Raw genomic sequence first — 24,435 nt, 5'->3', positions numbered from 1 at the left:
ACGGACCGACCGATGCTGATCCAGATCCCCGACATCCTCACCCCGGATGAAGTGGCCCATTGCCGGCGCGTGCTGGAATCCTCGCCCTGGGTCGACGGACGCGTCACCGCCGGCGCGCAGGCGGCGATGAGCAAGCTCAACCTGCAGATTCCGGTGGAGTCGAAGGAGGCGTCCGAGCTCGGCGACATCGTGCTGCGGGCGCTGGGGCGCAACCCGATCTTCAATTCGGCGGTGATGCCGCTGCGGGTGCTGCCGCCGATGTTCAACCGCTACGATGTCGGCATGAAGTTCGGCGCCCATGTCGATGGCTCGATCCGCGCCATTCCCGGCACCGGCATGCGGATGCGGGCGGATGTGTCGACCACCATCTTCCTGACCGAGCCGGAGGAATATGACGGCGGCGAACTCGTCATCGAGGACACCTATGGCGCGCATGAGGTGAAGCTGCCGGCCGGCCATGCGGTGGTCTACCCCGCCTCCAGCCTGCACAGCGTCAACGAGATCACTCGCGGCAGCCGCTGGGGCTCGTTCTTCTGGTCGCAATCGATGATCAAGGACCAGGAGCGCCGCACCATGCTCTACGACCTCGACCGGGCCATCATGGGCACCCGGGCAAGGCTGCCGGACGACGACCCGTCGGTGCTGTCGCTGGCCAATGTCTATCACAACCTGCTGCGCCTCTGGGCCGAGCTGTGACGCCCCCCGCCCGGCGGATGCGGATTGACAGGAATCGGGCGGCATGGGAACGCCGACGCCTGATGTCGGCCCCGGGCCGGGCGAGGCGGATTTCATGGTCGGCACCTCACTTTCCACCGAACTCATCGGCGGCGTCGCGGCCCTGCTGACGACGCTGTGCTGGCTGCCGCAGGCGCTGAAGATCCTGCGCACGCGCGAGACGCGCGACCTGTCGCTCTTCGCCTATCTGGCGTTCGCGGCGGGAGTGGCGCTATGGCTAGTGTACGGCGTGTTGATCGGCTCGATTCCGGTCATCATGGCCAACGCCGTGACCCTCGTCCTGCTCGTCGGCATCGTGTCGCTCAAGCTGCGCTACGGCTGAGCCGGGGAGGGTCTTCTCGAACCCCATCGAGGGAACCGCGCATGTTCGGCTTCATCCCCCCGGCAGTGACGCCGATTATCCTCCTCGTCGCCTCCAACATCTTCATGACATTCGCCTGGTACGGGCATCTCAAGCACAAATCGACCCCGCTCATGATCGCCATTCTGGTGAGCTGGGGCATCGCCTTCTTCGAGTACTGCCTCGCCGTGCCGGCCAACCGCTACGGCTCCGAGGTCTATTCGACGGTCGAGCTGAAGACCATGCAGGAGGTCATCACCCTCGTGGTGTTCGCCGGCTTCTCGGTGCTGTGGCTGAAGGAGCCGTTCCACTGGAACCACCTGATCGGCTTCGCCTTCATCGCCCTGGGCGCGTTCTTCATCTTCCAGAAGTGGTCATGACCTTCAATCAGCCGGCGCGACGCGCAGCAGGCGGCCATTGGAAGGGTCGTCGGTGAGCAGCCACAGCGCGCCGTCCGGTCCCTGACGCACGTCGCGGATGCGCGCATTGAGGTCGGCGAGCAGGACTTCCTCCTCGGCGACCTGATCGCGCACGCCGTCGAGCCGCAGCCGCACCAGACGCGTGCCGGCGAGGCCGCCGGTGAACAGGTCGCCCTTCCACTGCGGCATCAGCGTGCCGGTGTAGAAAGCGAGGCCCGAGGGGGCGAAGGACGGGTCCCAGTACTTGACCGGCTGCTCCATGCCGGCCTTTTCCGTGCCCTCGCCAAGGGCGGCGCCGGAATAGTCTCGGCCATAGGAGATGACCGGCCAGCCATAATTCTTGCCGGCCTCGGGACGGTTCAACTCGTCGCCGCCGCGCGCACCGTGCTCGATGGTCCACAGGTGCCCGGTGGCGGGGTCGAGCGCGGCGCCCTGCACATTGCGGTGGCCATAGCTCCAGATCTCCGGCCGGGCGCCGTTGCGTTCGCGAAACGGGTTGTCGCCCGGCACCGCGCCGTCCGCCGCGATGTGAACCACCTTGCCGATATGGTTGCCGAGGTTCTGCGCCTGGTCGCGCAGCGAATAGCGGTCGCCCAGCGTGACGAAGAGCGTGCCGTCGCGGGCGAAGACGAGGCGGGAGCCATAATGGTTGCTGCCGCCCGTCGCCGGCGACTGGCGGAAGATCACCTGCACGTCGTCGAGCCGGGCACTGCCGTCCTGCTCGACGAGGCGGCCGCGTGCGACAGAGGTGCCGGACGCGCCTTCGCGCGGCTCGGCATAGGCGAGATAGACCAACCGGCTGCTGTCGAAATCCGGCGCCAGCGCCACGTCGAGCAGGCCGCCCTGTCCACGCGCGAAGACCGGCGGCACGCCCGCCACCGGGGCGGAGACGGTGCCGCTCATGCTGACGATCCGCAACTGGCCGGGGCGCTCGGTCACCAGCATCCGGCCATCGGGCAGGAAAGTGAGGCCCCACGGGCTGCGCAGCCCGCCGGCGACGGTCTCGACACTGAGGGGGCCGATGGAGGAGGGGGTCGTCACCGGCTCCTGCGCGCCGGCCGGCGCGCCGCAGAGAAGCAGTGCCGCGAGGAGGAACAGGCGGCCCGGGCGTCCGGTCCTGCGGGAGAGCGCGGTAAGGGTCGGCGCGCGGGTCAGCAGGCTCAAGGCGGGGCTCCGGGTTCGATTGCGAACCGTATGGTTAGAGCACCCACCGGGTCGCGCCAACCGTCCCCACGCGCACGCTGCCGTGAGGGAAGGGGCGGCGCGTCGCCCGGCAAGCCTCAACCTTCGCGGCGGCCGGTGCCCTGCCAGTCAGCGGCGGTCTGCAGCGTGCTGCGCAGCATGAAGGTGGTGAGGCCGCACAGGCCGACAAAGCCCGCCAGCAGCGCCGCGCCCACCGCGAGGCGGCCATCCGAGGCGGTGCCGTGCACGAGTTCAAACGCGGAGGCGCGCTGAAGGCCGAACATGCACAGCACCGCGACGATGGCGCAGGTCAGCGACAGCACGACGCCGGCTTCCATCGCGGCGCGGCGCAGCCGCCGGCCGGCCGTATGGCGGGTAGCCACAGCCTCGCCGGCGCGCGGCGTGGTGGCAACGGGCGTCTGGTTCGGCATGGTCTGGTCTGGCATGGCGAAACCCCTTCGATCCGTCCGGGTTGGTGCCCCTTGGGTGACGGTAAGGTGAGGGGGGAAGGCGGCTCTGCGGGGACGCCACTTTGCGCAAGCCGGTGCCATTTCGGGGCCATTTCGCGGCAGGAGGTTAAGCTATGTTAACCTGTTGCGCGGCCTGCTCCGGCCGCCAGTCCAAACTTACATGCGCGGGCTGCGCCGCCACCCGCTCCAGCCAGCCGCGCACGGCGGGAAAACCGCCGAGATCGAAGTCGCCCTCATGCGCGAGATGAATGTGCGCGTAGAGGGCGATGTCGGCCACGGTCAGGGTGCCATCGATGAAGAAGGGGCGGCGCGCGAGATGGCGTTCCATCACGCCGAGCGCGGCATAGCCTTCCTCCATCCAGCGGTCGATGTCGTGGGTGCGCAGATCGCGCCCGCCGCGCACCAGCTTGAGCCAGAACCGCGCTGCGCCGATGGAGGAATCGACGCTGTGCTGCTCGAAGAACATCCAGCGCAGCGTCTCCGCCCGCCCCAGCGGATCATTCGGCAGCAGCGGCGTGCCGTCGGCGAGGAAGAACAGGATGGCGTTGGATTCGGGGAGATAGCGCCCGCCGGGGAGTTCCAGCAGCGGCACCCGGCCTTCCGGGTTCTTCATCAGGAAATCGGGCGTGCGGTTCTCCCCGCGCAGCAGGTCGACATCCACGAGTTCGAAGGGCAGGGCGAGGCGGGCGAGAGCCATGCGCACCTTGTACGAGTTGCCCGAGCTCTGCATGGCGTAAATCTTGAGCATGCAGAAAACTCCGGCAGAACGGACATGAACGCCACCGCGTCAGGAAAACGCAGTATCGGTGCCGCCCGCAGGTAGGGAATCGCTTGCCGGGGCGCAAGGGCTCGACTAGTTGTCGCGCGCAAAACACCTCAAGGGAGACCGGCCATGAGCCTGATATCCGCCGCCCTGAAGCGCATCAATCCCTCCCAGACCATCGCCATTTCCAACAAGGCGCGGGAGCTGAAAGCGGCCGGGCGTGACGTGATCGCGCTCGCGGCCGGCGAGCCGGATTTCGAGACGCCGGACAACATCAAGGAAGCCGCCATCAAGGCGATCCGCGATGGCCAGACCCGCTATACCGCCGTGGACGGCATTCCCGAGCTGAAGGCGGCCATCGTCGCCAAGTTCAAGCGCGAGAACGGCCTCGACTACAAGCCGAGCCAGATCACCGTCGGCACCGGCGGCAAGCAGGTGCTGTTCAACGCGCTGGTGGCGACGCTCGATGCCGGCGACGAGGTGATCATCCCGGCGCCGTACTGGGTCAGCTATCCCGACATCGTGCAGTTCTGCGGCGGCACCCCGGTGCCGGTGGAGACCCGGCTCGAGGACAATTTCAAGCTGAAGCCCGAAATGCTCGAGGCGGCGATCACTCCGAAGACCAAGTGGCTGATCTTCAACTCGCCGTCCAACCCGACCGGCTCGGCCTATTCCCGCACCGAGATGAAGGCGCTCACCGACGTGCTGGTGAAGCATCCGCATGTGTGGGTGCTCACCGACGACATGTATGAGCACCTCGTCTATGACGACTTCGAGTTCGTCACCCCGGCGCAGGTGGAGCCGGCGCTCTATGACCGCACCCTGACCATGAACGGCGTCTCCAAGGCCTATTGCATGACCGGCTGGCGCATCGGCTACGCCGCCGGCCCGGAGCCGCTCATCAAGGCGATCGGCACGCTGCAGTCGCAGTCGACCTCGAACCCCAACTCGATCGCCCAGTGGGCAGCGGTCGAGGCGCTGAACGGGCCGCAGGACTTCATCGCCGCCAACAACAAGGTGTTCAAGGAACGCCGCGACCTCGTCGTGTCGATGCTGAACCAGGCCTCCGGCCTCACCTGCCCGAAGCCGGAAGGCGCGTTCTACGTCTACCCGTCCTGCGCCGGGCTCATCGGCAAAAAGACGCCGGCGGGCAAGGTCATCGACAATGACGAAGCCTTCGCCTCCGAACTGCTGGAGGCCGAGGGCGTGGCGGTGGTGCATGGCTCGGCCTTCGGCCTGGGCCCGGCCTTCCGCATTTCCTACGCCACCTCCACCAAGGATCTGGAAGAGGCGTGCCTGCGAATCCAGCGCTTCTGCGGTTCGCTCCGCTGAGGTAGAAGAGTATTGACCGGCCGGGCGGCGCGCCCCGGCCGGCGAGCGCCATAGGGCGGGGGCGCCGGTTCCCGAGAGCCGGTCGCGCGTCATCTTCAGGAGATTTGAATGTTCCGTTCCGTTCTGTCGCGTGGGCTGCTCGGCGCCGCGCTCGTTGCTGGCGCCGCCACACTTGCCGCCGCGCCGGCCTCTGCCCAGGGCAAGCGCGTCGAGGTCGGCTCGCTCGCCTGCGCGGGCTCCAAGTCGGTGAGCTTCATCATCGGCTCCAAGCGCACGCTCGATTGCACCTTCACCACCGCGCGCGGCAAGAAGTTCGCCTATGAGGGCTCGATCCGCCGCTGGGGCCTCGACCTTGGCGTGACCGGCCGCAACATCCTGCTGTGGACCGTGCTTGCGCCCTCGCGCGGCGTGCGCTCGACCGATCTCGACGGCACCTATGTCGGCGTGTCCGGCAGCGTGGCGCTCGGCGTCGGCGTGGCCGGCAATGTGCTGGTCGGCGGCTCCAACAAGACCATCGCCCTGCAGCCGGTCAGCGTCGAAGGCCAGACGGGCGTCAACGTCGCGCTCGGCGTCGGCGACCTGCGCCTCGTTTCCAAGTGAGGTAAACGCGGCGGTGCCGGTGGCGCCGCCCAGCGTTTCAACGTTCCAGAAGCCCGGCGGCACCCCCGCCGGGCTTTTTGCTGATTTGCACGAGAAGTTGAAACGTCGCCTGAAATAAACCGGCAGGTTCGAGCGTACTCTCCTTACAATCCAAGAGGAGCCCGCCATGCCGATACGCCGTCACCGGTCCTGGAAACTGCCGGAGAGCGCGGTCACGCCCGAAGCGACCTATCTGTCCCGCCGCCACCTGCTTGGCGCGGGTGTGGGCCTGCTGGGCGTCGCCGGCCTGTCTGCTGCGCTCGCCCCCTTCGCCGATGCGGCGCCGGCGGTGGGCGACCCGGCCAATGATCCGACGCGCGACCTCTACCCGGCGAAGAAGAATGCGGCCTTCACCGCCGGCGACCGGCCGATCACCCCGGAGGATGTTTCCGGCAACTACAATAATTTCTACGAGTTCGGCTCCGAGCGCTCGGCCTACCAGATCGCCGACGTGGCCGCCCGCATGCCGCGCCGGCCGTGGACGGTGAAGATCGACGGGCTGGTCGAGCAGCCGCGCGAGGTCGGCATCGACGATCTCATCCGCGCCATGTCGCTGGAGGAACGCATCTACCGCCACCGCTGCGTCGAGGCGTGGTCGATGACCGTGCCGTGGACCGGCTTCGCGGTAAAGGACCTCGTCGCCTACGCCAAGCCGCTGTCGGGCGCCAAATATGTGCGCTTCGAGACCTTCATGAACCCGGAGGTGGCGCTGGGCCAGCGGCGGTTCATCTATCCCTGGCCGTATTTCGACAGCCTCACCATGGCCGAGGCGAACAACGACCTCGCCTTCCTCGTCACCGGCGTCTACGGCAAGCCGGCGCCCAACCAGTTCGGCGCGCCGCTGCGGCTCGCCGTGCCGTGGAAATACGGCTTCAAGTCGGTGAAGTCGATCGTGCGCATTTCCTTTGTCGCAGACCGGCCGGTGGGGCTGTGGGAGCAGGTGCAGGGGCGCGAATACGGCTTCTGGGCCAATGTGAACCCGGAGGTGCCGCATGCCCGCTGGAGCCAGGCCACCGAGCGCGACATCGGCACCGGCGAGCGGCGGCCGACGCTGCTCTATAACGGCTATGGCGAGCAGGTCGCCGGCCTCTACAAGGGCCTGAGCGGCGAAAAGCTGTTCATGTGAATGCCGCGCCCACCGGGATGAGAGGCAACGGTCGGTGCCGGCGGGCCCCGGCCGTTTTTGCTGTCATCGCGACGCGGCGGCGACAAGAAAAAAGCCGGGCACCAAAAGGGCCCGGCTCAAGTTTTCGCTGCCGAAGCAGCGAACCTTCCAGAGGGGAACAGCCGAAACGCGAACGTCTCGGTGTCTTCCTCACATATGGTCAAAGACCGGGCACTCTGCAATAAATTATGCCTGCATGGCAGGCATGCGTTATTGCATTGCGGTATAAGCCCGCCTTCCACTGCCCGCGAATTGAGCGTCGGCCGGCGCGCGTGGGATCGCCGGACTTGCCACAAATGGCGGATCTGCGTGTAATCCAGCGTGAAGGCCGCCGGATGAGCGGTCATGCCGTGGAGGATCGCCATGCCTGCCTTCGGCCGTGCTGCCCCGCTCGCTGCCGTGCTGCTGTCTGTGTTCGTCGCCCTGCCGCCCGGGGAGGCCCGCGCTGCGCCCCCGCACATGGTGGCCGTCGCCGATATCGGCTTCACCGATTCGTCCGGCGAGCCGCAGGACCAGCGCGCCGCGCATGAGGCGCGGCGGCTGGCGCTGACCGAAGCCGTGCGGGCGGATATCGGCAGCGCGGGAACGCTCCAAAGCCTCGACCTGCCCTGCGAGGGTGCGTGCCGGCTGGACGCGGAGGGCGTGGAAGCGCTGCGGCGGCGGGCCGGGCAGGCCGGCGCCGGCTTCCTGCTGGTCGGCAGCGTCCACAAGATGAGCACGCTGGTGCTGTCGCTGCGGGTGGCCGTTCTCGATGCCGCGACGGGCAAGCTGGTGTTCGAGCGGCTGCTCAGTTTTCGTGGCGACAATGACGCGGGCTGGCGCCACGCCGGCGACTATGTCGCCCGGGAAGTCACCAGCCAGTTGCCGGGGCGCTGAGGGCCCTCAGAAGCTCCAGCGCTGTGCCTTGGCGACAAGGAAGTCGCGGAACACCTGGATGCGCGCAACCGAGCGCATTTCCTGCGGGTAGACGAAATAGGCTTCCAGTGTCGGCGTGGTGCGCTCGGGGAAGAGCTGCACCAGCGTGGCGGAATCCTCCAGCAGGTAATCCGGCACGATGCCGATGCCGACGCCGCGCTCCACGGCGCGCTTCAGCCCCAGCACGTTGTTGACCGAGAGCGCTGGCACGCGGCCTTCCTGGTCGTCTTCCAGCCCCGCCCGCTCCAGCCAGTTCAGCCCCTGGAAATAGGAGGGGATCGGCCCGCCGAGCAGGATGATGCGGTGCTTGTCCTTGTCGAGCTCGTCCAGCGAGCGCGGATGGCCGTTGCGCTTGAGATATTCGGCCGAGGCGAAGGCGTGGAAATGCACGGTGAACAGCTTGCGCTGGATCAGGTCCGGCTGCACCGGCTGGCGCAGGCGGATGGCGACGTCGGCCTCGCGCATGGCAAGGTCGAGCTCGTCGTCGGTCAGGATCAGCGTGATGCGGATATCGGGATAGAGTTCGAGGAACTCGCCGATCCGCGCCGTCAGCCAATGAGTGCCGAGCCCCATGGTGGTGGTGACGCGCAGCTCGCCATTCGGCTTCTCGCGCGAATCCGTCAGCTTGGCCCGCGCCGCCTCCAGCTTCATGAAGACTTCGTGGGCGGTGCGGTAGAGCAGGTCGCCCTGCTCGGTCAGGATCAGCCCGCGCGCATGGCGGTGGAAGAGCGGGATGTTCAACTCCTGCTCCAGCGCCGACACCTGCCGGCTGACCGCCGATTGCGACAGGCCGAGCGCTTCGCCCGCATGGGTGAAGGAACCGGCCTCCGCGGCGACGTGGAACACTTTGAGCTTGTCCCAGTCCATGTCGCGCGCGCGATTGGCCTTGTTGTCCATCCGGCGGGGGCCCTCGTTCATTCGGCGGCTTGGGCGAGAGGTTCGCGCGAGGCGAGGAAACGCTCGACTTCCAGCGCCGCCATGCAGCCCATGCCGGCGGCCGTCACCGCCTGGCGGAAGATGTCGTCGGCGACATCGCCGGCGGCGAACACGCCTGCCACCGAGGTCTCGGTGGAATGGGGCGCCGTCCACACATAGCCGCTGGGCTTGAGCTTGAGCTGGCCCTGGACCAGGTCGGTCGCCGGGGCGTGGCCGATGGCGATGAACACGCCATCCGCCGCACGCTCGGAAAGCGCGCCGGTGACGACATCCTTCAGCACCACGCCGGTCACCTTGGGTGGCTCGTGCTGGCCCTTCACCTCATGCAGTGCGGCATTCCACACCACCTCGACCTTGGGGTGGGCGAACAGGCGCTCCTGCAGGATTTTCTCGGCGCGGAAGCTGTCGCGGCGGTGAACCACGGTCACCTTCGAGGCAAAGTTGGTGAGGAACAGCGCCTCCTCGACGGCCGTGTTGCCGCCGCCGATGACCATGACTTCCTTGCCGCGATAGAAGAAGCCGTCGCAGGTGGCGCAGGCGGAAACGCCGTGGCCGCGATATTCCTGCTCGGAATCGAGATCGAGCCAGCGGGCCTGCGCGCCGGTGGCGAGGATGATCGTCTCGGCGATCCACACCGTGCCGGAATCAGTCTCGGCGCGGAACGGCCGGCGCGACAGGTCGAGCGTCGTCACCAGATCGTTGACGATGCGGGTGCCCATCTTCTCGGCCTGGGCCTGCATCTGCTCCATCAGCCACGGGCCCTGGATCGGGTCGGCGAAGCCGGGATAGTTCTCGACATCGGTGGTGATGGTGAGCTGCCCGCCGGGCTGGATGCCCTGGATCAGTACCGGCTCCAGCATGGCGCGCGCGGCGTAGACGGCGGCCGTATACCCCGCCGGGCCCGAGCCGATGATCAGGACCTTGACGTGGTTGACCGGGCTGGTCGAGGGGGCCGACATGGGAAGCTCACTGTGTTGCGGCGACACGTCGCCGGATCGGTATATCGGGCCGGATGGCGAATCCATGAGCGCCGTGCAAGGGCAGCAACGCCAGCCATGCGAAAATGTAGGGGCTGACCTGGGCAACCGCAAGGCAGGCGCCTGCTATCCATTAGTTTTCCAGAAGGAAGATTGCGCGGGACCCGCGCGCAAGATAATTGCTCTCGCCGGCTGCCGCACTATTGTCGCGGCCGAAGGCGGGCTTCCCGGCCGCCGGACACGGAGACACCCCCTTGGTTCGCCGCATCGACGCCATTGACTGGAACATCCTGCGCGAGCTTCAGGGCGATGGCCGCATCACCAATGTGGAGCTGTCGCAGCGCGTCGGAATTTCCGCACCGCCCTGCCTGCGCCGCGTGCGCTCGCTGGAGGAGGAGGGCATCATCAAGGGCTACCGGGCGCTTCTCGACGAGAAGAAGCTCGGGTTCGACCTGATGGCCTTCGCCATGGTGCATCTCGTCAGCCAGGCGGAAGGCGACCTCTCCGCCTTCGCCGCGCAGGTGGAACGCTGGCCGCTGGTGCGCGCCTGCTGGATGCTGTCGGGCGAGACCGATTTCATCCTGCTCTGCGTCGCGCCCGACCTTCGCACCTTCCAGAATTTCGTGCTGGAGCTGACCGGCGCGCCGAATGTGCGCAATGTGAAGACCGCGCTGACTCTCAAGCAGACCAAGGACAACGCCGTGGTGCCGATGGAAGGGGAATCGGCGTGATCGTCGCCACCGCCACCGACACCGCCTATGTCGAGTTGACCGGCGTGATGCTGGCCTCGCTGGCCGACAAGGCGGCGGGTGATATCGGGTCGGTCTGCGTGTTTTGCGACCGGGTGTCGGAGGACGACAAGCAGCTTCTGGCCGCCAGCTACGGCCGGCCCGGCATCGCCTTCGTCGACATCACCGACGACATGGTTCGCCACTTCGCGTCGGGACCGGTAAACAACCATCTCTCGCGCACCGCCTATGCCCGCATCCTCATGCCGCTCAGCCTGCCGGAGGCGACCGGGCGGCTGCTGTACATTGATTGCGACACGCTGGTGGCCAGTTCCCTCGCCCCGCTTGCCACCCTGCCCATGGAAGGGTTCGCCCTGGCCGCGGTGGACGATGTCGCCCGGCTCGTGCCGCAACGCCACATCACGCGCAACCGCGACATCGGCCTGCCGGACGAGATGCGCTATTTCAACAGCGGCGTGCTGCTGATCGATCTCGACGCCTGGCGGGCGCAGCGCGTGACCGAGCGCACGCTCGACTTCATCGCCTCGCGGCCCAGTTTGCCGATGATGGACCAGGACGCGCTCAACGGCGCGTTGCGGGGGGCGTGGCTGCCGCTCGACGAGAGCTGGAACATGCATCACCGGCTGGAGAAGGGCGTGTACAAGGCCGACCCCGCGATCTGGCAGGGCGCGCGCATCATCCATTTCATCGGCCAGGTGAAGCCCAACTACACCGACTGCAACCACCCCGCGCGCGATCTCTTCCTCGCCTATCGCGCCCGCACCCCCTTCGCCACCGTGCCGCTGAAGAGCAAGTTCGGCCGCAAGGTGGAGAAGCGCGCGCGCCGGCTGCGGCGGTTTTTCGGCAAGCTCAAGCGGCGCGTTTTCGGAGCCTAGAGATGGCACACAGCCTGGTCGACGAATATGCGAAGCTGCATGCGCGCCACCGCTACGGCGCCACGGCGCGGCACGCGCTGGCCGACATGCTGCCGCACATCCTGGCGCTGAAGCCGGCGTCGCTGATCGATTTTGGCTGCGGCCAGAGCAATCTCGCCTACCTCATCGCCGCCAAGGCCGGCATCCCGGAAATCCACCGCTACGACCCGGCGATTCCCGAGATCGCCACCCTGCCGAACAAGCGGGTGCAACTGGCGGTGAATGTCGACGTGATGGAGCACATTCCCGACGAGGAGATCGACGCGGTGGCGGCCTCCATCGCGGCGGCGGCCGAGCATGTGCTGTTCGTCATCGATATCGGCCCGGCCAAGCTGCTGCTCTCGGACGGGCGCAACGCCCATGTGTCGCAGCATGACGCGCAGTGGTGGCTGGCGCGGCTGAAGCCGCATTTCCCCGCGCTGCGCCAGATGCCGATCCACCGCCGCGCCCGCGTCGCCTTCAAGACCTGGGAAGGCGAGGTGGGGGGGCTCACCGGCCTTGCCGTGCGGGCGCGCGAGCGGGTGATCTACCGCACGCAGAAGCTCACGCGCTCGGCGCACCGCAAGCTCTTCGGAGCGCGCCGGTGAAGCTGCTGGTCCTGCGCGACAAGAAGCCGGGGCATTTCAACCAGGCCGAGGGCGTCGCGCTGGCGATCGGGCGGCTGACCCCCACTGAGGTGGCGCGGCTCGACATTCGCCCGACCTGGTTCGCCCATGACGACGTGCGCAAGATCGTGATGCGCCGCTATGGCCGCGACGCCGGCAAATGGCTGCGCTCCATGTATCGCATCGACGCGCAAGGCCTTGAAAAGCCTGACGTCATCGTCGGATCGGGCCGGCCGACCATCGCGGCCGGCATCCTCATCAGCCGGGCTTTCGGCGGCGTGCCCTTTGTCTATTCCGGCGGCATTGGCGGCTATGACACGCGCGAGGTGAGCCTGATGATCGTCGCCTCGCCGCGCGCGGCGGGCCATCCGCGCTCGGCCTGGGCGCCGATTCCGTCCATCGTCGATCCCGCCGATTACCCCGCCCCGCGACGCCTTTCCTCGCTTTCAGACCTGAACGGGGCGGAGATCGCGCTGCTGGTCGGCGGCACCGCCTATCGCAAGGAATGGCCGCAAAATGAATGGGATGCGCTGATCGCGCTGGTCCGCGCGGTGGCATTGGAGCACGGCGTGCGCTGGCGGGTGACGACCTCGCGCCGCACGCCGGACGAAGTCGGCGCGCGTTTCGCGCAACTGGCCGCCGAGGGCGTGCTGGGCGAGTTCATCGACTACCGCAGTGCCGGGCCTGGCTCCGTGCGGGCACTGTTCGGGGCGGATGCCGTCGTCGTCACCGAGGATTCCATGAGCATGCTGGTCGAGGGGCTGACGGCGAAACGGCCGGTCGTCGGCCTTCGCTCGGCCAAGGTGCATGACGGCTATGCCAGCGAGGCTATTTCCGCCTGGGCGGCGAAAAGCTGGGCGGCGCCGTCCCTGAACCCGAGCCTCGCCATCCTGCCGCTGGGCACGGTAAGCGCGGACCAGTTCGCCAGCGCATTGATAAAGCTGGAGCCGCCGACGCTGGATGTACGCGGGAAACTCGCCCGGATCATCGCCCCGGTGCTGGGTCTCGAGGCGCCGTAGGGCTGGCTGGGGCAGGCCGGAAACCGTCATCCCGCCCGCAGCGACGCAAAGAGCCGGGATCGCTCGCCATCTTCCGCCGATCCAGGATCGGCCTACCGCCGACCGGGATGACGGCGAGAGACGAGGGCAGGCGTCATCCCACCGCCGCCCAGAGCGTCTCGTAAACGGCGTTGATCTGCTGCGCCTCGACCTCGATCGTATGGGTCTCGACGACGTGGCGGCGGGAGGCGGCCGCGACTGCCGCCGCTGCTGCATCGTCAAGCTGCAAAAACGCCTCCACGGCTGCTGCCATGGCGTCGACATCGCCGGGCGGGACAATGGCGCCGGTGCGACCCTCGACCACCAGTTCGTCGAAGGCTCCGACCCGGGTGGCGATCACCGGCACGGCGCAGGCCATCGCCTCCAGCGGGGTGACGCCGAACCCCTCCCAGCGCTGCGGCGCGACATAGAGGTCGAGCGCGCGATACCAGCGAGCAATGTCGGAGGTGGCGACCTCACCGGGGAAGAGAATGCGCTCCGCCAGCCCGGCCTTCTCCACCTTGGCGCGCTGCTCGGCGAAGAAGGCGGTGTGCGCGCCGGTGGCCCGGCCCAGCACCACGCCGCCCCAGCCGGGATGGTCGGGCAGGACGCGGATCAGCGCGTCGACGAACACGTCCGTGCCCTTCTGGGCGCGGATGCGGCCGAAGCAGCCAATCATCCTGAGATCGCCCGGCGTGCCGACCGCGCGCCGCGCCCCGGGCTTGTCGGGCGCGGGGGCAAAGCTGTCCACGTCGATGCCGTGATGGATGACGGTGGAGGGGCGCTGGAGGTAGCCGGCCGTCTTCTCCGAGGTCGCGATCACCGCGTCCATGCGGGAAATGAGGAAGCGGCTCCAGCGCTTGTGCCAGCGCTGCGAGGCCGAGGTGAAGACCAGGGCGAGCTTCATCCGCAGCACGTCGCGCAGCACGAGGCCGGCCAGCATCTCGACATTGCGGCGGGCGTGCCAGATGCGGAAGGGGCGGCGGGCCGGACGGCGCCAGAAATGCCGCAGGGCGGCCACGCCGATGCGCGGCACGCTGGCCGCCAGCCCCGGCCCGAAGGCGGCGATGCCGAGGCTGCGCGCCTGATAGGGCAGGACGCGCTCCAGCGTGGAGGTGACACCGGAGAGGCGGCGCTTGAAATTCGGCGCCACGACTTCGAGCCGTGCCGGTTCGATCGCCGCCTTCTCCGTCATTTGGGGATGTGCCCGGCTGTTCAGGCGAAGCGGACGTCGGCGATCTCGTAGGAGCGGGCGCCCTTGGGCGTCACCACTTCCACCGACGTGCCGAGCTTCTTGCCAATCAGCGCGCGGGCCATGGGCGAGGAGATGGAGATGCGTCCCGCCTTGGCGTCGGCTTCCATGTCGCCGACAATCTGCCAGACGCGCTCTTCCTCGGTGTCCTCGTCGATCAGCTTCACCGTCGCGCCGAACATCACGGTGTCGCCGGTGAGCTTGGCGACGTCGATGATCTCGGCACGGGACAGCTTGTCCTCGAGCTCGGCGATGCGGCCCTCGTTCAGCGCCTGCTGTTCCTTGGCGGCGTGATACTCGGCGTTCTCCGACAGGTCGCCATGGGCGCGCGCCTCCGAGATGGCCTCGATGATGCGCGGACGCTCGGACTGCTGGCGGTGCTTGAGTTCGATCTCCAGAGCGGCATGGCCGCCGGCGGTCATCGGAATCTTTTCCATTGGTCTGTTCTCGACCTCCCAAAAGCAAACGAAGCCCCCGCGGGCGGCTCAATCGGGCTCATGAGCACGATCGAACCGCCCGCGCGGGCTTAGACGTTGTCCGGACACCCAACGCCGCAAAGCGGGTCGGGTTCAGCCGGTCTAGAAATAGTCCTGCAGGGCGCGCACTTCCAGATCGCCGCCAATATAGGCCTTGATCCCGCGCGCCGCCGCAATCGCTCCTGACAGCGTGGTGTAGTACGGCACTTTATGCAAGAGGGCGGCGCGGCGCAGCGAACGCGAGTCCGCGAGCGCCTGCGCGCCCTCGGTGGTGTTGAACACGAGCTGGACCTCGCCGTTCTTGATCGCGTCGACGATGTGCGGGCGGCCTTCCAGTACCTTGTTTATCTTGGCGCTGGGCACGCCATTCTCGACGAGGTAGCGCTGGGTGCCCGAGGTGGCGATCACCTTGAAGCCGAGCGAGACAAGAAGCCGCGCCGCGTCAAGAATGCGCGCCTTGTCGCCATCGCGCACCGAGATGAACACGGTGCCCGAGGTCGGCACCTTGGTGCCGCCGCCGAGCTGGCTCTTGGCGAAGGCGACGGCGAAGGACTTGTCGAGCCCCATCACCTCGCCGGTTGAGCGCATTTCCGGGCCAAGCACCGTGTCGACGCCGGGGAAGCGGGCGAAGGGGAACACCGCCTCCTTCACCGCGACATGGTCGCCGGCGAAGGGCTTCAGGTTGAAGGAGGCCAGCGCCTCGCCCGCCATGACGCGGGCGGCGATCTTGGCGAAGGGCTGGCCCACCACCTTGGCGACGAAGGGCACGGTGCGGGAGGCGCGCGGGTTGACCTCCAGCACGAAGATCTTGCCGTCCTTGATGGCGTACTGGACGTTCATCAGGCCGCCGACGCCGAGCGCCAGCGCCATCTTGCGGGTCTGCGCCTCCAGTTCGGCGATCATCTCCGGCGACAGCGAGTAGGGCGGCAGGGAGCAGGCCGAATCGCCGGAATGGATGCCGGCTTCCTCGATGTGCTCCATGATGCCGCAGATGAAAGTGTCCTTGCCGTCGGCGAGGCAATCGACATCCACCTCGATGGCGTCCGAGAGATAGCGGTCGAACAGCAGCGGGTTCTTGCCCAGCAGCGTGTTGATCTGGCCGGTCTTGTCGTTGGGATAGCGGGTCTTGATGTCGTTGGGCACCAGCCCCGGCAGCGTTTCCAGCAGGTAGTCGCCGAGCTGGCTCTCCTCATGGATGATCTGCATCGCCCGCCCGCCCAGCACATAGGAGGGGCGCACGACAAGCGGGTAGCCGAGCTCGGCGGTGACCAGCCGGGCCTGCTCCACCGAATAGGCGATGCCGTTGGCCGGCTGGCGCAGCTTCAGCTTGTCCAGCAGGGTCTTGAAGCGGTCGCGGTCCTCGGCGAGGTCGATGGCCTCCGGCGAGGTGCCGAGGATGGGGATCTCCGCCTCTTCAAGCGCGCGGGCCAGCTTCAGCGGGGTCTGGCCGCCGAACTGGACGATGACGCCGTGCAGCGTGCCGTTGGAGCGCTCGCGCTCCAGCACCTCGATCACGTCCTCGGCGGTCAGCGGCTCGAAATACAGCCGGTCGGAGGTGTCGTAATCGGTCGACACCGTCTCCGGGTTGCAGTTGACCATGATGGTCTCGTAGCCGACGTCCTTCAGCGCGAAGGCGGCATGGCAGCAGCAATAGTCGAACTCGATACCCTGGCCGATGCGGTTGGGGCCGCCGCCGAGGATGACCACCTTCTTCGCGTCGGTGGGGCGCGATTCGTCGGCCGGGACGCCGGCGAAGGGCATCTCGTAGGACGAGTACATATACGCCGTGGGGGCGGCGAATTCGGCGGCGCAGGTGTCGATGCGCTTATAGACCGGGCGCACGTCCAGCGCCCGGCGGCGGGCCGAGACGTCGGCCTCGGCGAGGCGGGCGAGGCCGGCGAGGCGGGAATCCGAGAAGCCCATGGCCTTGAGCCGGCGGAAGGCGCCGGCGGTCTTCGGCAGGCCGTGCGCACGCACCTTGGCTTCGGTATCGACGATCTCGCGGATCTGTTCGAGGAACCACGGGTCGATCTTGCAGCCGGCGTGGATGGCCTCGTCGTCGAGGCCGAGGCGCATGGCCTGCGCCACCTTCAAGAGGCGGTCCGGCGTGGGGGTGCCCAGCGCCGCGCGCACGGCGTTCTTATCGTCGCCGAGGCCCAGACCCTCGATCTCGATCTCGTCGAGGCCGGTGAGGCCGGTCTCCAGCGAGCGCAGCGCCTTCTGCAGCGATTCCTGGAAGGTGCGGCCGATGGCCATCGCCTCGCCGACCGACTTCATCGAGGTGGTCAGGGTCGGCTCGGCGCCGGGGAACTTCTCGAAGGCGAAGCGCGGAATCTTGGTGACGACATAGTCGATGGTCGGCTCGAACGAGGCCGGGGTGGCGCCGCCGGTGATGTCGTTGGCGATCTCGTCCAGCGTGTAGCCCACCGCGAGGCGCGCGGCGACCTTGGCGATGGGGAAGCCCGTCGCCTTGGAGGCCAGCGCCGAGGAGCGCGAGACGCGCGGATTCATCTCGATGACGATCATCCGGCCGGTTTCCGGGTCGATCGCGAACTGCACGTTGGAGCCGCCGGTCTCGACGCCGATCTCGCGCAGCACCGCCAGCGAGGCGTCGCGCATGATCTGGTATTCCTTGTCCGTCAGCGTCAGCGCCGGCGCGACGGTGATGGAATCGCCGGTATGGACGCCCATCGGGTCGATGTTCTCGATGGAGCAGACGATGATGCAGTTGTCCGCCTTGTCGCGGACGACCTCCATCTCGTACTCCTTCCAGCCCAGCACGCTCTCTTCCACCAGCACTTCATTGGTGGGGGAGGCGTCGATGCCGCGCTCGATGATCTCGATATATTCCGACTTGTTGTAAGCGATTCCGCCGCCGAGCCCGCCCATGGTGAAGGACGGGCGGATGATGACCGGAAGGCCGATCTCTTCCAGCGCTTCCAGCGCCTGCGGCAGCGTCTTGATCTGGCGCGAGCGCGGCGTGTCGAGGCCGATCTTGGTCATCGCGTCGCGGAACAGCTCGCGGTCCTCGGCCTTGTCGATGGCCTCGGCGGTGGCGCCGATCATCTCGACATCATACTCGTCCAGCACGCCCATCTTGCGCAGCGACAGCGCGCAGTTGAGGGCCGTCTGGCCGCCCATGGTGGGCAGAAGCGCGAAGCCGCCGGGGATCGCGTGGCGCTCCTTGGCGATGATCTTGGCGACGATCTCCGAGGTGATCGGCTCGATATAGGTGGCGTCCGCCAGATCCGGGTCGGTCATGATCGTCGCCGGATTGGAGTTGACCAGGACCACGCGGTAGCCCTCGGCCTTCAGCGTCTTGCACGCCTGGGTGCCGGAATAGTCGAACTCGCAGGCCTGCCCGATGACGATGGGGCCGGCGCCGATGATGAGGATGGTGGAAATATCTGTGCGTTTCGGCATCGGATCCCGTGCGGCTCGCGCATTTGTCCGGGCGCACGAAAAAGGACGCGCTGTGCGACGCGTCCTTGGGTGGACCCGGATTGAACTTTCTGGGCGAGGTCAGGCCCCGCAATTGGGGGCTTCCCTTAAACCAGATTCCGTCGCGGGGGAAGGGCAGGGCCGGCGTTAAGCTCTGCGTGGCACGCGCAGCGCGTCCCCATTCCACAGGTGATGGCCTGTCCCCGCGCCGTCACGCGGCCTCGGCCAGCGTTTTCGCCAGGGTGAGATCCGCCACCAGGGCGGCATAAGCCTCGCGCCGGGCGGTCTCGTCGGGAAGGCGCAGCAGATAGGAGGGATGATAGGTGACGAGCCCGTCGCGCGCGCCAAGCGGGCGGGGGCCGCGCGCGCGGGTTACCGCCAGCGTCTCGCCGGAAAGTGCCAGCGCCGCCGTGCCGCCGAGCGCGACGACGAGCCGGGGCTTCACGAAATCCAGCTCCGCGTCCAGCCACCAGCGATAATGCTTCACCTCGCCGCCGGTCGGCTTCTGGTGCAGCCGGCGCTTGCCGCGCTGCACGAACTTGAAATGCTTGACCGCATTGGTGAGATAGGTCGCCTCGCGCACCAGCCCGGCCTCCGCCATCGCCTTCATCAGCAACTGCCCGGCCGGCCCGACGAAGGGACGGCCCTCGACATCCTCCTGGTCGCCCGGCTGCTCGCCCACCAGAGCGAGGACGGCACCCGGCGGGCCTTCTCCCAGCACGGCGCGGGTGCCGCCGGAAACGAAGGCGGGGGTGGCGGAAATCAACGCGTTGAGCTCGGCAAGGCTGGCGGGAGCCTGATGCGCCATCGCCGCCACCGCGCGGACGGGATCGCGCTTGCGCGGCGCGCTCGCCTCGCGGGCGATCATGTCGGCGACGCGGGCCGGCGCGCCTTCCAGAAGCCCCGGGATCAACCGCGCCTCCGGCAGGTTCGGCCAGTATTTCTTCGGCATCTCCGCGCGCATCATCGTCGGGTTGGCGCGGGCCGGGTTGAAGACGCTGGCGTAATAGGCGAGCCAGCCTTCCTCGAAGCCGTCGCCTTCCGGCAGGTGGGGACGGCCCGCCGGCGGGCCGAAGGCGAGGTGCTCACCATTCCACCCCACCGTGCCGGCCGGGGTGAGGATCGCCCAGTCCATGGCGGGAAAGCGCTTGCGAAAGAACGGCGCCACCGCCTCGACGATGAAGTGGTCGGGCTCGAACCAGGCGACAAAACGCTCCCGGCCGTTCTCCATGCCCAGCGCCTTGAAGCGCACGAAGGCGTGCATCTTGTGGATGTCGCGTCGCACTGCCTTCGCCATCAGGCCGAGCCGATGCACCAGCGGGTCGGCCGGGTTGTCGGCCAGCTGCCGCTCGCCATGCAGCACCCGCCAGATCAGCGTATAAAGCCGCGCGAAACGCTCGGGCTCGCGATGGCACAGCACGAGATCGACCAGACCGGCGACGGCGCGCGGCAGCGACAGGGCAGGGGCGTCCGTCGGCGTCCCGGCGGCAGCGGCGGGGATGCCGAACAGGTCCGCGCGCTCCGTCTCGGCCGATGTCCGGCCGCCCGGCGCCGCCATCGCCCAGGCGACCCCGGCGGGCGGCACCTGCGCCGCCACCAGCGCACGCACGGCGGCACGGAAACCCGCGAGGTCGGCGCCGAAGCGCAGAGTGACCGCGCGGATGTCGCCGGTTGCTGCCGGCGCCACCGGCGCGCTCACGCGAACAGCTCCAGCTGCCGGGCGGGCGGGGCGAGGCGCTCGCGCAGGTCGGCACGGTCGGTGAGCTTGAGCGGGTGATGGTCGGCGGTGATGAGAAAGGGGCGCGCCCGCTTCACCCCCGTGCTGAGCCGGGCGATGTCGTCTAGCGTCAGCCGGGTCTGGCGGCGCGCGCGGAGCAGCCGATCCACCGCCCTTGTGCCGAGGCCCGGCACCCGCAGCAAAAGCTCGCGGTCGGCGATGTTCACGTCGACCGGGAAACGCTCGCGGTGCTTGAGCGCCCAGGCGAGCTTGGGGTCGATGTCGAGATCGAGCATGCCGTCGGCGCCACCGGCGGCGATCTCCGCGACCGAGAAGCCGTAGAAGCGCAGCAGCCAGTCGGCCTGGTAGAGCCGGTTCTCGCGGCGCAGCGGCGCCGGCTTCACCGGCAGCATGCGGCTCGCCTCGGGGATCGGGCTGAAGGCGGAATAATAGACGCGCTTGAGACCATAGCCGCCATACAGCGTGGCGCTGGCGTCCAGCACCGCCGCGTCGGTGGTGGCGTCGGCGCCGACGATCATCTGCGTGCTCTGGCCGGCCGGGGCGAAGCGACGCTTTTCCTCGCGCGCCTCGGTGATGCGCTCCTTCAACTGGCCCATCGTCGCCTTGATGCCCGGCGCGTCCTTCTCCGGCGCCAGCTCCTTCAGGCTGATGTCGGAGGCGAGCTCGACATTCACCGAGAGCCGGTCGGCCCACAGGCCTGCCTGCTCGACCAGCCAGGGGCTGGCCTCGGGAATGGCCTTGAGGTGGATGTAGCCGGCGAAGCCATGGTCATGCCGCAGCCGCCGGGCCACCAGCATCATCTGCTCCATCGTGTAGTCGGGCGAGCGGATGATGCCGGAAGAGAGGAACAGCCCCTCAATGTAATTGCGCTTGTAGAAGCCGAGGGTGATGGCCACCACCTCGTCCACCGAGAAGCGCGCCCTCTGCACGTTCGAGGAGCGGCGGTTGATGCAATAGGCGCAGTCGAACAGGCAGTAATTGGTCAGCAGGATTTTCAGCAGCGACACGCAGCGCCCGTCCGGCGTGTAGGAATGGCAGATGCCCATTCCGGTGGTCGACCCGATGCCGTCCTTCTTCGCCGCGCGCCCGCCGGCACCGGATGAGGCGCAGGAGGCGTCGTATTTGGCCGCATCGGCCAATATGCCGAGCTTGGTCTTGAGTGCATCATCCACGTCGGCGATCCTCCGACGTTCACTTTATGTTCCTGCCATGGGCGGATCAACCCGGCGGCGATACCGCCCCGGGGAGGCCCCGAGGCGGCGATGTCGGGCGATCAGGCCGCCTTGTTCCTGGCGATCATCGCGACGAATCGGTCGAACAGATAATGGCTGTCCTGCGGGCCGGGGCTGGCTTCCGGGTGATACTGCACCGAGAACACCGGCCTGTCGGTCAGCGCGATGCCGGCATTGGAGCCGTCGAACAGCGAGACATGGGTTTCCTGCGCGGTGGCCGGCAGGCTGTCGCGATCCACGGCGAAGCCGTGATTCATCGAGGTGATCTCGACCTTGCCGGTGGTCTGGTCCTTCACCGGGTGGTTGGCGCCATGGTGGCCCTGGTGCATCTTCACCGTGCGGCCGCCGACCGCGAGGCCGATCATCTGGTGGCCGAGGCAGATGCCGAAGGTCGGCACGCCGCGGTCGATGATCTCGCGAATCACCGGCACGGCATATTCGCCCGTGGCCGCCGGGTCGCCCGGGCCGTTGGACAGGAACACGCCATCCGGCTGCAGCGCCATGATCTCTTCCGCCGAGGTGGTGGCGGGCACCACCGTCACCTGGCAGCCGGCGCGGGCCAGCAGGCGCAGGATGTTGCGCTTGATGCCGTAGTCGATGGCGACGACATGGTGGGCGGGGGCGTTCTGCCGGCCAAATCCGTCCGGCCAGCTCCAGGTGGTCTCATCCCAGGAAAAGCGCTGGGCGGTGGTCACCATCGGCACGAGGTCCATGCCCTCAAGCCCGGGCCACTGCGCCGCTTCCGCCTTCAGCGCCGGCAGGTCGAATTGGCCGTTTGCCGCATGGGCGATGACCGCGTTCGGCATGCCGCCGTCGCGGATCAGCGCGGTGAGGGCGCGGGTGTCGATGCCGGAGATGGCGATGATGCCGCGCGCCTTCAGCCACGCGTCGAAATGGCGGGTGGCGCGGTAGTTCGACGGGTCGGTGATGGCCGAGTGCAGCACGACGCCGCGCACGCCGGAGGCGCCGGCCATCGAGATGGTCTCGACGTCTTCCTCATTGGTGCCGACATTGCCGATATGGGGGAAGGTGAAGGTGATGATCTGCCCGGCATAGGACGGATCGGTCAGCACTTCCTGATAGCCGGTCATGGCGGTGTTGAAGCATACTTCACCCACCGCCTGCCCGGTGGCGCCGAGGCCGAAACCTTCCAGAACCGTGCCATCGGCCAGGACGAGGACGGCGGTCGCGAGCGGCTCGGCCCACACGTCATCGCCGGTGTGCTGTTCAGCGCTACCGTTCATTGATCTTGTTCCCTGTCATCGTGTGCCCTAATTAGTCCGTTGCCGCGCCGGATGCCAGCCTTCCCGCTGCGTATCTGGCCCACGAATTGCGGATGGCTGCGCCGAGACCCGGCGCGGCGCACGCGCGAGACGCGGCGACCGCCGGAATGGGCCGCGATCCCATGGGGCGAACATCCATTGGCGCGAGTGGCGTGCGGTCCGGCAGACAGGCCGGGCGCGCCGTCTCGCGGATTGCAGGAAGGCTTAATCAAAGTGTTGCGCGACGAGATCAACCAATCGCTGAAACAGGCCATGAAGGCGCAGGACAAGCTGCGTCTCGGCACGCTGCGCCTCGTCAATGCCGCGATCAAGGACCGCGACATCGAGGCGCGCGGCCATGGCAAGGACCCGCTCTCCGACGACGAACTGCTCGGCCTGCTCGCCAAGATGATCAAGCAGCGCGAGGAATCGGCGAAGGTCTATGAGGAGGCCGGCCGCGCCGAGCTGGCCACGCAGGAGCGCGAGGAAATCCTCGTCATCCAGTCCTTCCTGCCCACGCAGATGACCGAGGCAGAAGCGCAGGCGGCGGTCGCCGCTGTCATCGCCGATATCGGCGCGCATGGCCTCAAGGACATGGGCCGCACCATGGCGGCGCTGAAGGAGCGCCACACGGGCGTGATGGATTTCGGCAAGGCCAGCGGCACGGTGAAGGCGCTGCTTACCGCGTGAGCGGCGGCGCCGCACGCACATCCCGGTTTTCTGATCCGCGTATCCAGCCATGCCACCAGATTCCCAACACGTCCCGCGCCGGGCCACGCTCACCTGGGCGGGGTGCCGGCGCGGGGCGCGGGCGATTCTTGCCGTGCTGCCGCCGGTGTTCGTGTTCGGCATCGCCTTCGGCATAGCGGCGCGCGGGGCCGGGCTCGAGGGGTGGGTCGCGGCACTGATGAGCATGGTGGTGTTCGCGGGTGCCGCGCAGTTCGCCGTGCTGGACCTGTGGACGAGCCCCGTGCCGTGGCTGCCGCTGCTGGTGGCGACCTTCGCCATCAATGCGCGACACATCCTGCTCGGCGCCTCGCTGCGGGCGCTGTGCCGGGGACTTCCGGCGTGGAAGGTCTATGGCGCCATGACGCTGCTCAGCGATCTCAACTGGGCGGCGCTGATCGCCGCCGAGCGCAAGGGCGAGCGGGATCTCGGCTATCTCGTCGGCGGCGGCGCCCTCATGTGGGTGACCTGGGTGTCGGCCACGGCGATCGGCGCGGTGGCCGGCGGGCTGACGCTGGACGACGTGAAGACCTACGCGCTCGACCTCGTGCTGGTGACCTTCTTCGCAACCACGCTGGTGGCGATTCGGCGCGGACGGATCGATGATCTGCCGTGGCTGGTGGCCGGGCTGGCGGCGATGGGCGCGGTGTGGTTCCTGCCGCCGAACTGGCACGTGATGGTCGGCGGGCTCGCCGGCGGCGTCGCCGGCCTCATTCGCGACGAGATGAAGCGCAGATGAGCACCGCCAACGCCCTGCTGGTCGTCTTCGCCATGACCCTCGTCACCTATGCGACGCGGGCGGGCGGGATCTTCCTCGTCGGCTTTGTGCCGATGTCGGCGCGGGTGGAGGCGTTCCTGCGCTATCTCGCCGGCTCGGTGCTGGTGGCGCTGGTGGTGCCGGCGACGGTACGCGGCGGGCCGGAAGGGTATCTGGCGGTCGCTGTCGCGATCGTCGGCACGCTCGTGCTGCGCAAGGCGCTGCCGGCGATCGCGCTCGGCATCCTCGCGGCGGCGCTGTGGCGTGCCTATATGGGCGTGAGCTGACAGCGGGGACAACGGGGAAAGCTGCCGGCCCTTCGGCGCCATCTGTGGCCCGCGTGCCCGCGCTACGCTGCCGCCCTGCTATGATG

The 24,435-nt window shown here is 67.9% G+C and carries 25 protein-coding genes; 14 read left to right on the top strand and 11 right to left on the bottom strand.

Going from position 1 to position 24,435, the window contains the following annotated elements; translation table 11 throughout:
* Window positions 1-12: 12 nt before the first annotated feature.
* The 3 genes from ACQY76_RS21250 to ACQY76_RS21240 are packed head-to-tail and all read left to right on the top strand — an operon-like array spanning window position 13 to window position 1,455.
* Window positions 13-696: a Fe2+-dependent dioxygenase gene (locus tag ACQY76_RS21250; RefSeq protein WP_428030666.1), complete on the top strand. Its 684-nt coding sequence runs from the start codon at window positions 13-15 to the stop codon at window positions 694-696.
* A gap of 43 nt (window positions 697-739) precedes the next feature.
* A complete protein-coding gene (locus ACQY76_RS21245) occupies window positions 740-1,057 on the top strand; it encodes a SemiSWEET family sugar transporter (protein ID WP_428030665.1) in 318 nt (105 codons plus the stop codon).
* 41 nt (window positions 1,058-1,098) lie between these two features.
* A complete protein-coding gene (locus ACQY76_RS21240) occupies window positions 1,099-1,455 on the top strand; it encodes a DMT family protein (RefSeq protein ID WP_428030664.1) in 357 nt (118 codons plus the stop codon).
* Between the two features lie 3 nt (window positions 1,456-1,458).
* Here ACQY76_RS21240 and ACQY76_RS21235 read toward each other — a convergent pair whose 3' ends face one another.
* From ACQY76_RS21235 to ACQY76_RS21225, 3 genes are all read right to left on the bottom strand, one after another.
* The gene (locus ACQY76_RS21235; protein WP_428033079.1) at window positions 1,459-2,592 is read right to left on the bottom strand and encodes a PQQ-dependent sugar dehydrogenase; all 1,134 of its coding nucleotides are present in this window, start codon (window positions 2,590-2,592) and stop codon (window positions 1,459-1,461) included.
* A gap of 182 nt (window positions 2,593-2,774) precedes the next feature.
* Complete coding sequence (locus tag ACQY76_RS21230) at window positions 2,775-3,122, bottom strand: hypothetical protein (protein WP_428030663.1); 348 nt, start codon at window positions 3,120-3,122, stop codon at window positions 2,775-2,777.
* Window positions 3,123-3,252: 130 nt separating this feature from the next.
* Complete coding sequence (locus ACQY76_RS21225) at window positions 3,253-3,894, bottom strand: glutathione S-transferase family protein (protein ID WP_428030662.1); 642 nt, start codon at window positions 3,892-3,894, stop codon at window positions 3,253-3,255.
* A gap of 144 nt (window positions 3,895-4,038) precedes the next feature.
* Here ACQY76_RS21225 and ACQY76_RS21220 point away from each other — a divergent pair, with 144 nt between their 5' ends.
* The 4 genes from ACQY76_RS21220 (at window position 4,039) to ACQY76_RS21205 (ending at window position 7,921) form a co-directional block, all read left to right on the top strand.
* Window positions 4,039-5,241, top strand: coding sequence for a pyridoxal phosphate-dependent aminotransferase (locus ACQY76_RS21220; protein WP_428030661.1), 1,203 nt, complete (start codon window positions 4,039-4,041; stop codon window positions 5,239-5,241).
* 108 nt (window positions 5,242-5,349) lie between these two features.
* Window positions 5,350-5,841 (top strand): DUF992 domain-containing protein, encoded by a 492-nt coding sequence (locus ACQY76_RS21215; protein ID WP_428030660.1) that lies wholly within the window; start codon window positions 5,350-5,352, stop codon window positions 5,839-5,841.
* A gap of 166 nt (window positions 5,842-6,007) precedes the next feature.
* Window positions 6,008-7,006 (top strand): protein-methionine-sulfoxide reductase catalytic subunit MsrP, encoded by a 999-nt coding sequence (gene msrP, locus ACQY76_RS21210; RefSeq protein ID WP_428030659.1) that lies wholly within the window; start codon window positions 6,008-6,010, stop codon window positions 7,004-7,006.
* Between the two features lie 402 nt (window positions 7,007-7,408).
* Window positions 7,409-7,921 (top strand): DUF2380 domain-containing protein, encoded by a 513-nt coding sequence (locus tag ACQY76_RS21205; protein ID WP_428030658.1) that lies wholly within the window; start codon window positions 7,409-7,411, stop codon window positions 7,919-7,921.
* Window positions 7,922-7,927: 6 nt separating this feature from the next.
* Here ACQY76_RS21205 and ACQY76_RS21200 read toward each other — a convergent pair whose 3' ends face one another.
* Together ACQY76_RS21200 and trxB are read right to left on the bottom strand one after the other, a co-directional pair.
* Window positions 7,928-8,827 carry a LysR family transcriptional regulator gene (locus ACQY76_RS21200; RefSeq protein ID WP_428033078.1) on the bottom strand — a complete coding sequence of 300 codons (900 nt, stop codon included), beginning with the start codon at window positions 8,825-8,827 and terminating at the stop codon, window positions 7,928-7,930.
* 47 nt (window positions 8,828-8,874) lie between these two features.
* Window positions 8,875-9,855 (bottom strand): thioredoxin-disulfide reductase, encoded by a 981-nt coding sequence (gene trxB, locus ACQY76_RS21195; RefSeq protein ID WP_428030657.1) that lies wholly within the window; start codon window positions 9,853-9,855, stop codon window positions 8,875-8,877.
* 272 nt (window positions 9,856-10,127) lie between these two features.
* On the opposite strand from trxB, the gene ACQY76_RS21190 reads away from it, so the two are divergent.
* Genes ACQY76_RS21190 through ACQY76_RS21175 form a run of 4 tightly spaced genes read left to right on the top strand, consistent with a single transcriptional unit; the run spans window position 10,128 to window position 13,160 of the window.
* Complete coding sequence (locus ACQY76_RS21190) at window positions 10,128-10,604, top strand: Lrp/AsnC family transcriptional regulator (protein WP_428030656.1); 477 nt, start codon at window positions 10,128-10,130, stop codon at window positions 10,602-10,604.
* Entirely contained in the window at window positions 10,601-11,497 is an 897-nt protein-coding gene (locus tag ACQY76_RS21185) for a glycosyltransferase family 8 protein (RefSeq protein ID WP_428030655.1), read from the top strand. Before ACQY76_RS21190 ends, ACQY76_RS21185 begins: the two co-directional genes overlap by 4 nt.
* 2 nt (window positions 11,498-11,499) lie before the next feature.
* Entirely contained in the window at window positions 11,500-12,123 is a 624-nt protein-coding gene (locus ACQY76_RS21180) for a methyltransferase domain-containing protein (protein WP_428030654.1), read from the top strand.
* On the top strand, window positions 12,120-13,160 hold the full coding sequence (locus tag ACQY76_RS21175; protein WP_428030653.1) for an ELM1/GtrOC1 family putative glycosyltransferase: 1,041 nt from the start codon (window positions 12,120-12,122) through the stop codon (window positions 13,158-13,160). The genes ACQY76_RS21180 and ACQY76_RS21175 overlap by 4 nt, the downstream gene beginning before the upstream one ends.
* Window positions 13,161-13,293: 133 nt before the next feature.
* Here the strand turns inward: ACQY76_RS21175 and ACQY76_RS21170 are convergent, their stop codons facing one another.
* The 6 genes from ACQY76_RS21170 to carA form a co-directional block, all read right to left on the bottom strand.
* Window positions 13,294-14,373 carry a glycosyltransferase family 4 protein gene (locus ACQY76_RS21170; RefSeq protein ID WP_428030652.1) on the bottom strand — a complete coding sequence of 360 codons (1,080 nt, stop codon included), beginning with the start codon at window positions 14,371-14,373 and terminating at the stop codon, window positions 13,294-13,296.
* A gap of 20 nt (window positions 14,374-14,393) precedes the next feature.
* Entirely contained in the window at window positions 14,394-14,867 is a 474-nt protein-coding gene (gene greA / locus ACQY76_RS21165; protein WP_428030651.1) for a transcription elongation factor GreA, read from the bottom strand.
* A gap of 141 nt (window positions 14,868-15,008) precedes the next feature.
* Window positions 15,009-18,329 carry a carbamoyl-phosphate synthase large subunit gene (gene carB / locus ACQY76_RS21160; RefSeq protein ID WP_428030650.1) on the bottom strand — a complete coding sequence of 1,107 codons (3,321 nt, stop codon included), beginning with the start codon at window positions 18,327-18,329 and terminating at the stop codon, window positions 15,009-15,011.
* A gap of 229 nt (window positions 18,330-18,558) precedes the next feature.
* Window positions 18,559-20,046, bottom strand: coding sequence for a UdgX family uracil-DNA binding protein (locus ACQY76_RS21155; protein ID WP_428030649.1), 1,488 nt, complete (start codon window positions 20,044-20,046; stop codon window positions 18,559-18,561).
* Entirely contained in the window at window positions 20,043-21,257 is a 1,215-nt protein-coding gene (locus ACQY76_RS21150) for a putative DNA modification/repair radical SAM protein (RefSeq protein ID WP_428030648.1), read from the bottom strand. Before ACQY76_RS21150 ends, ACQY76_RS21155 begins: the two co-directional genes overlap by 4 nt.
* A 101-nt stretch (window positions 21,258-21,358) precedes the next feature.
* A complete protein-coding gene (gene carA / locus ACQY76_RS21145) occupies window positions 21,359-22,561 on the bottom strand; it encodes a glutamine-hydrolyzing carbamoyl-phosphate synthase small subunit (protein WP_428030647.1) in 1,203 nt (400 codons plus the stop codon).
* 252 nt (window positions 22,562-22,813) lie between these two features.
* Here carA and ACQY76_RS21140 point away from each other — a divergent pair, with 252 nt between their 5' ends.
* Genes ACQY76_RS21140 through ACQY76_RS21130 form a run of 3 tightly spaced genes read left to right on the top strand, consistent with a single transcriptional unit; the run spans window position 22,814 to window position 24,349 of the window.
* The gene (locus ACQY76_RS21140) at window positions 22,814-23,269 is read left to right on the top strand and encodes a GatB/YqeY domain-containing protein (protein WP_428030646.1); all 456 of its coding nucleotides are present in this window, start codon (window positions 22,814-22,816) and stop codon (window positions 23,267-23,269) included.
* A gap of 49 nt (window positions 23,270-23,318) precedes the next feature.
* Window positions 23,319-24,044, top strand: coding sequence for an AzlC family ABC transporter permease (locus ACQY76_RS21135; protein ID WP_428030645.1), 726 nt, complete (start codon window positions 23,319-23,321; stop codon window positions 24,042-24,044).
* A complete protein-coding gene (locus ACQY76_RS21130) occupies window positions 24,041-24,349 on the top strand; it encodes an AzlD family protein (RefSeq protein ID WP_428030644.1) in 309 nt (102 codons plus the stop codon). Before ACQY76_RS21135 ends, ACQY76_RS21130 begins: the two co-directional genes overlap by 4 nt.
* Window positions 24,350-24,435 lie beyond the last annotated feature (86 nt).

This window comes from Ancylobacter sp. (assembly GCF_965279025.1).
Taxonomy (GTDB): domain Bacteria; phylum Pseudomonadota; class Alphaproteobacteria; order Rhizobiales; family Xanthobacteraceae; genus Ancylobacter.
Note: the sequence above shows the minus strand (reverse complement) of the source record. Positions and strands in the feature narration are given on the sequence as shown.

Excerpts from the sequence above, each read along its gene's own strand:
- ACQY76_RS21250 (WP_428030666.1), top strand. The coding sequence starts at position 13 with ATGCTGATCCAGATCCCCGACATCCTCACCCCGGATGAAGTGGCCCAT.
- ACQY76_RS21245 (WP_428030665.1), top strand. The coding sequence starts at position 740 with ATGGGAACGCCGACGCCTGATGTCGGCCCCGGGCCGGGCGAGGCGGAT.
- ACQY76_RS21240 (WP_428030664.1), top strand. The coding sequence starts at position 1,099 with ATGTTCGGCTTCATCCCCCCGGCAGTGACGCCGATTATCCTCCTCGTC.
- ACQY76_RS21230 (WP_428030663.1), bottom strand. The coding sequence starts at position 3,122 with ATGCCAGACCAGACCATGCCGAACCAGACGCCCGTTGCCACCACGCCG.
- ACQY76_RS21225 (WP_428030662.1), bottom strand. The coding sequence starts at position 3,894 with ATGCTCAAGATTTACGCCATGCAGAGCTCGGGCAACTCGTACAAGGTG.
- ACQY76_RS21220 (WP_428030661.1), top strand. The coding sequence starts at position 4,039 with ATGAGCCTGATATCCGCCGCCCTGAAGCGCATCAATCCCTCCCAGACC.
- ACQY76_RS21215 (WP_428030660.1), top strand. The coding sequence starts at position 5,350 with ATGTTCCGTTCCGTTCTGTCGCGTGGGCTGCTCGGCGCCGCGCTCGTT.
- msrP (WP_428030659.1), top strand. The coding sequence starts at position 6,008 with ATGCCGATACGCCGTCACCGGTCCTGGAAACTGCCGGAGAGCGCGGTC.
- ACQY76_RS21205 (WP_428030658.1), top strand. The coding sequence starts at position 7,409 with ATGCCTGCCTTCGGCCGTGCTGCCCCGCTCGCTGCCGTGCTGCTGTCT.
- ACQY76_RS21200 (WP_428033078.1), bottom strand. The coding sequence starts at position 8,827 with ATGGACTGGGACAAGCTCAAAGTGTTCCACGTCGCCGCGGAGGCCGGT.
- trxB (WP_428030657.1), bottom strand. The coding sequence starts at position 9,855 with ATGTCGGCCCCCTCGACCAGCCCGGTCAACCACGTCAAGGTCCTGATC.
- ACQY76_RS21180 (WP_428030654.1), top strand. The coding sequence starts at position 11,500 with ATGGCACACAGCCTGGTCGACGAATATGCGAAGCTGCATGCGCGCCAC.
- ACQY76_RS21170 (WP_428030652.1), bottom strand. The coding sequence starts at position 14,373 with ATGACGGAGAAGGCGGCGATCGAACCGGCACGGCTCGAAGTCGTGGCG.
- greA (WP_428030651.1), bottom strand. The coding sequence starts at position 14,867 with ATGGAAAAGATTCCGATGACCGCCGGCGGCCATGCCGCTCTGGAGATC.
- carB (WP_428030650.1), bottom strand. The coding sequence starts at position 18,329 with ATGCCGAAACGCACAGATATTTCCACCATCCTCATCATCGGCGCCGGC.
- carA (WP_428030647.1), bottom strand. The coding sequence starts at position 22,561 with ATGAACGGTAGCGCTGAACAGCACACCGGCGATGACGTGTGGGCCGAG.
- ACQY76_RS21135 (WP_428030645.1), top strand. The coding sequence starts at position 23,319 with ATGCCACCAGATTCCCAACACGTCCCGCGCCGGGCCACGCTCACCTGG.
- ACQY76_RS21130 (WP_428030644.1), top strand. The coding sequence starts at position 24,041 with ATGAGCACCGCCAACGCCCTGCTGGTCGTCTTCGCCATGACCCTCGTC.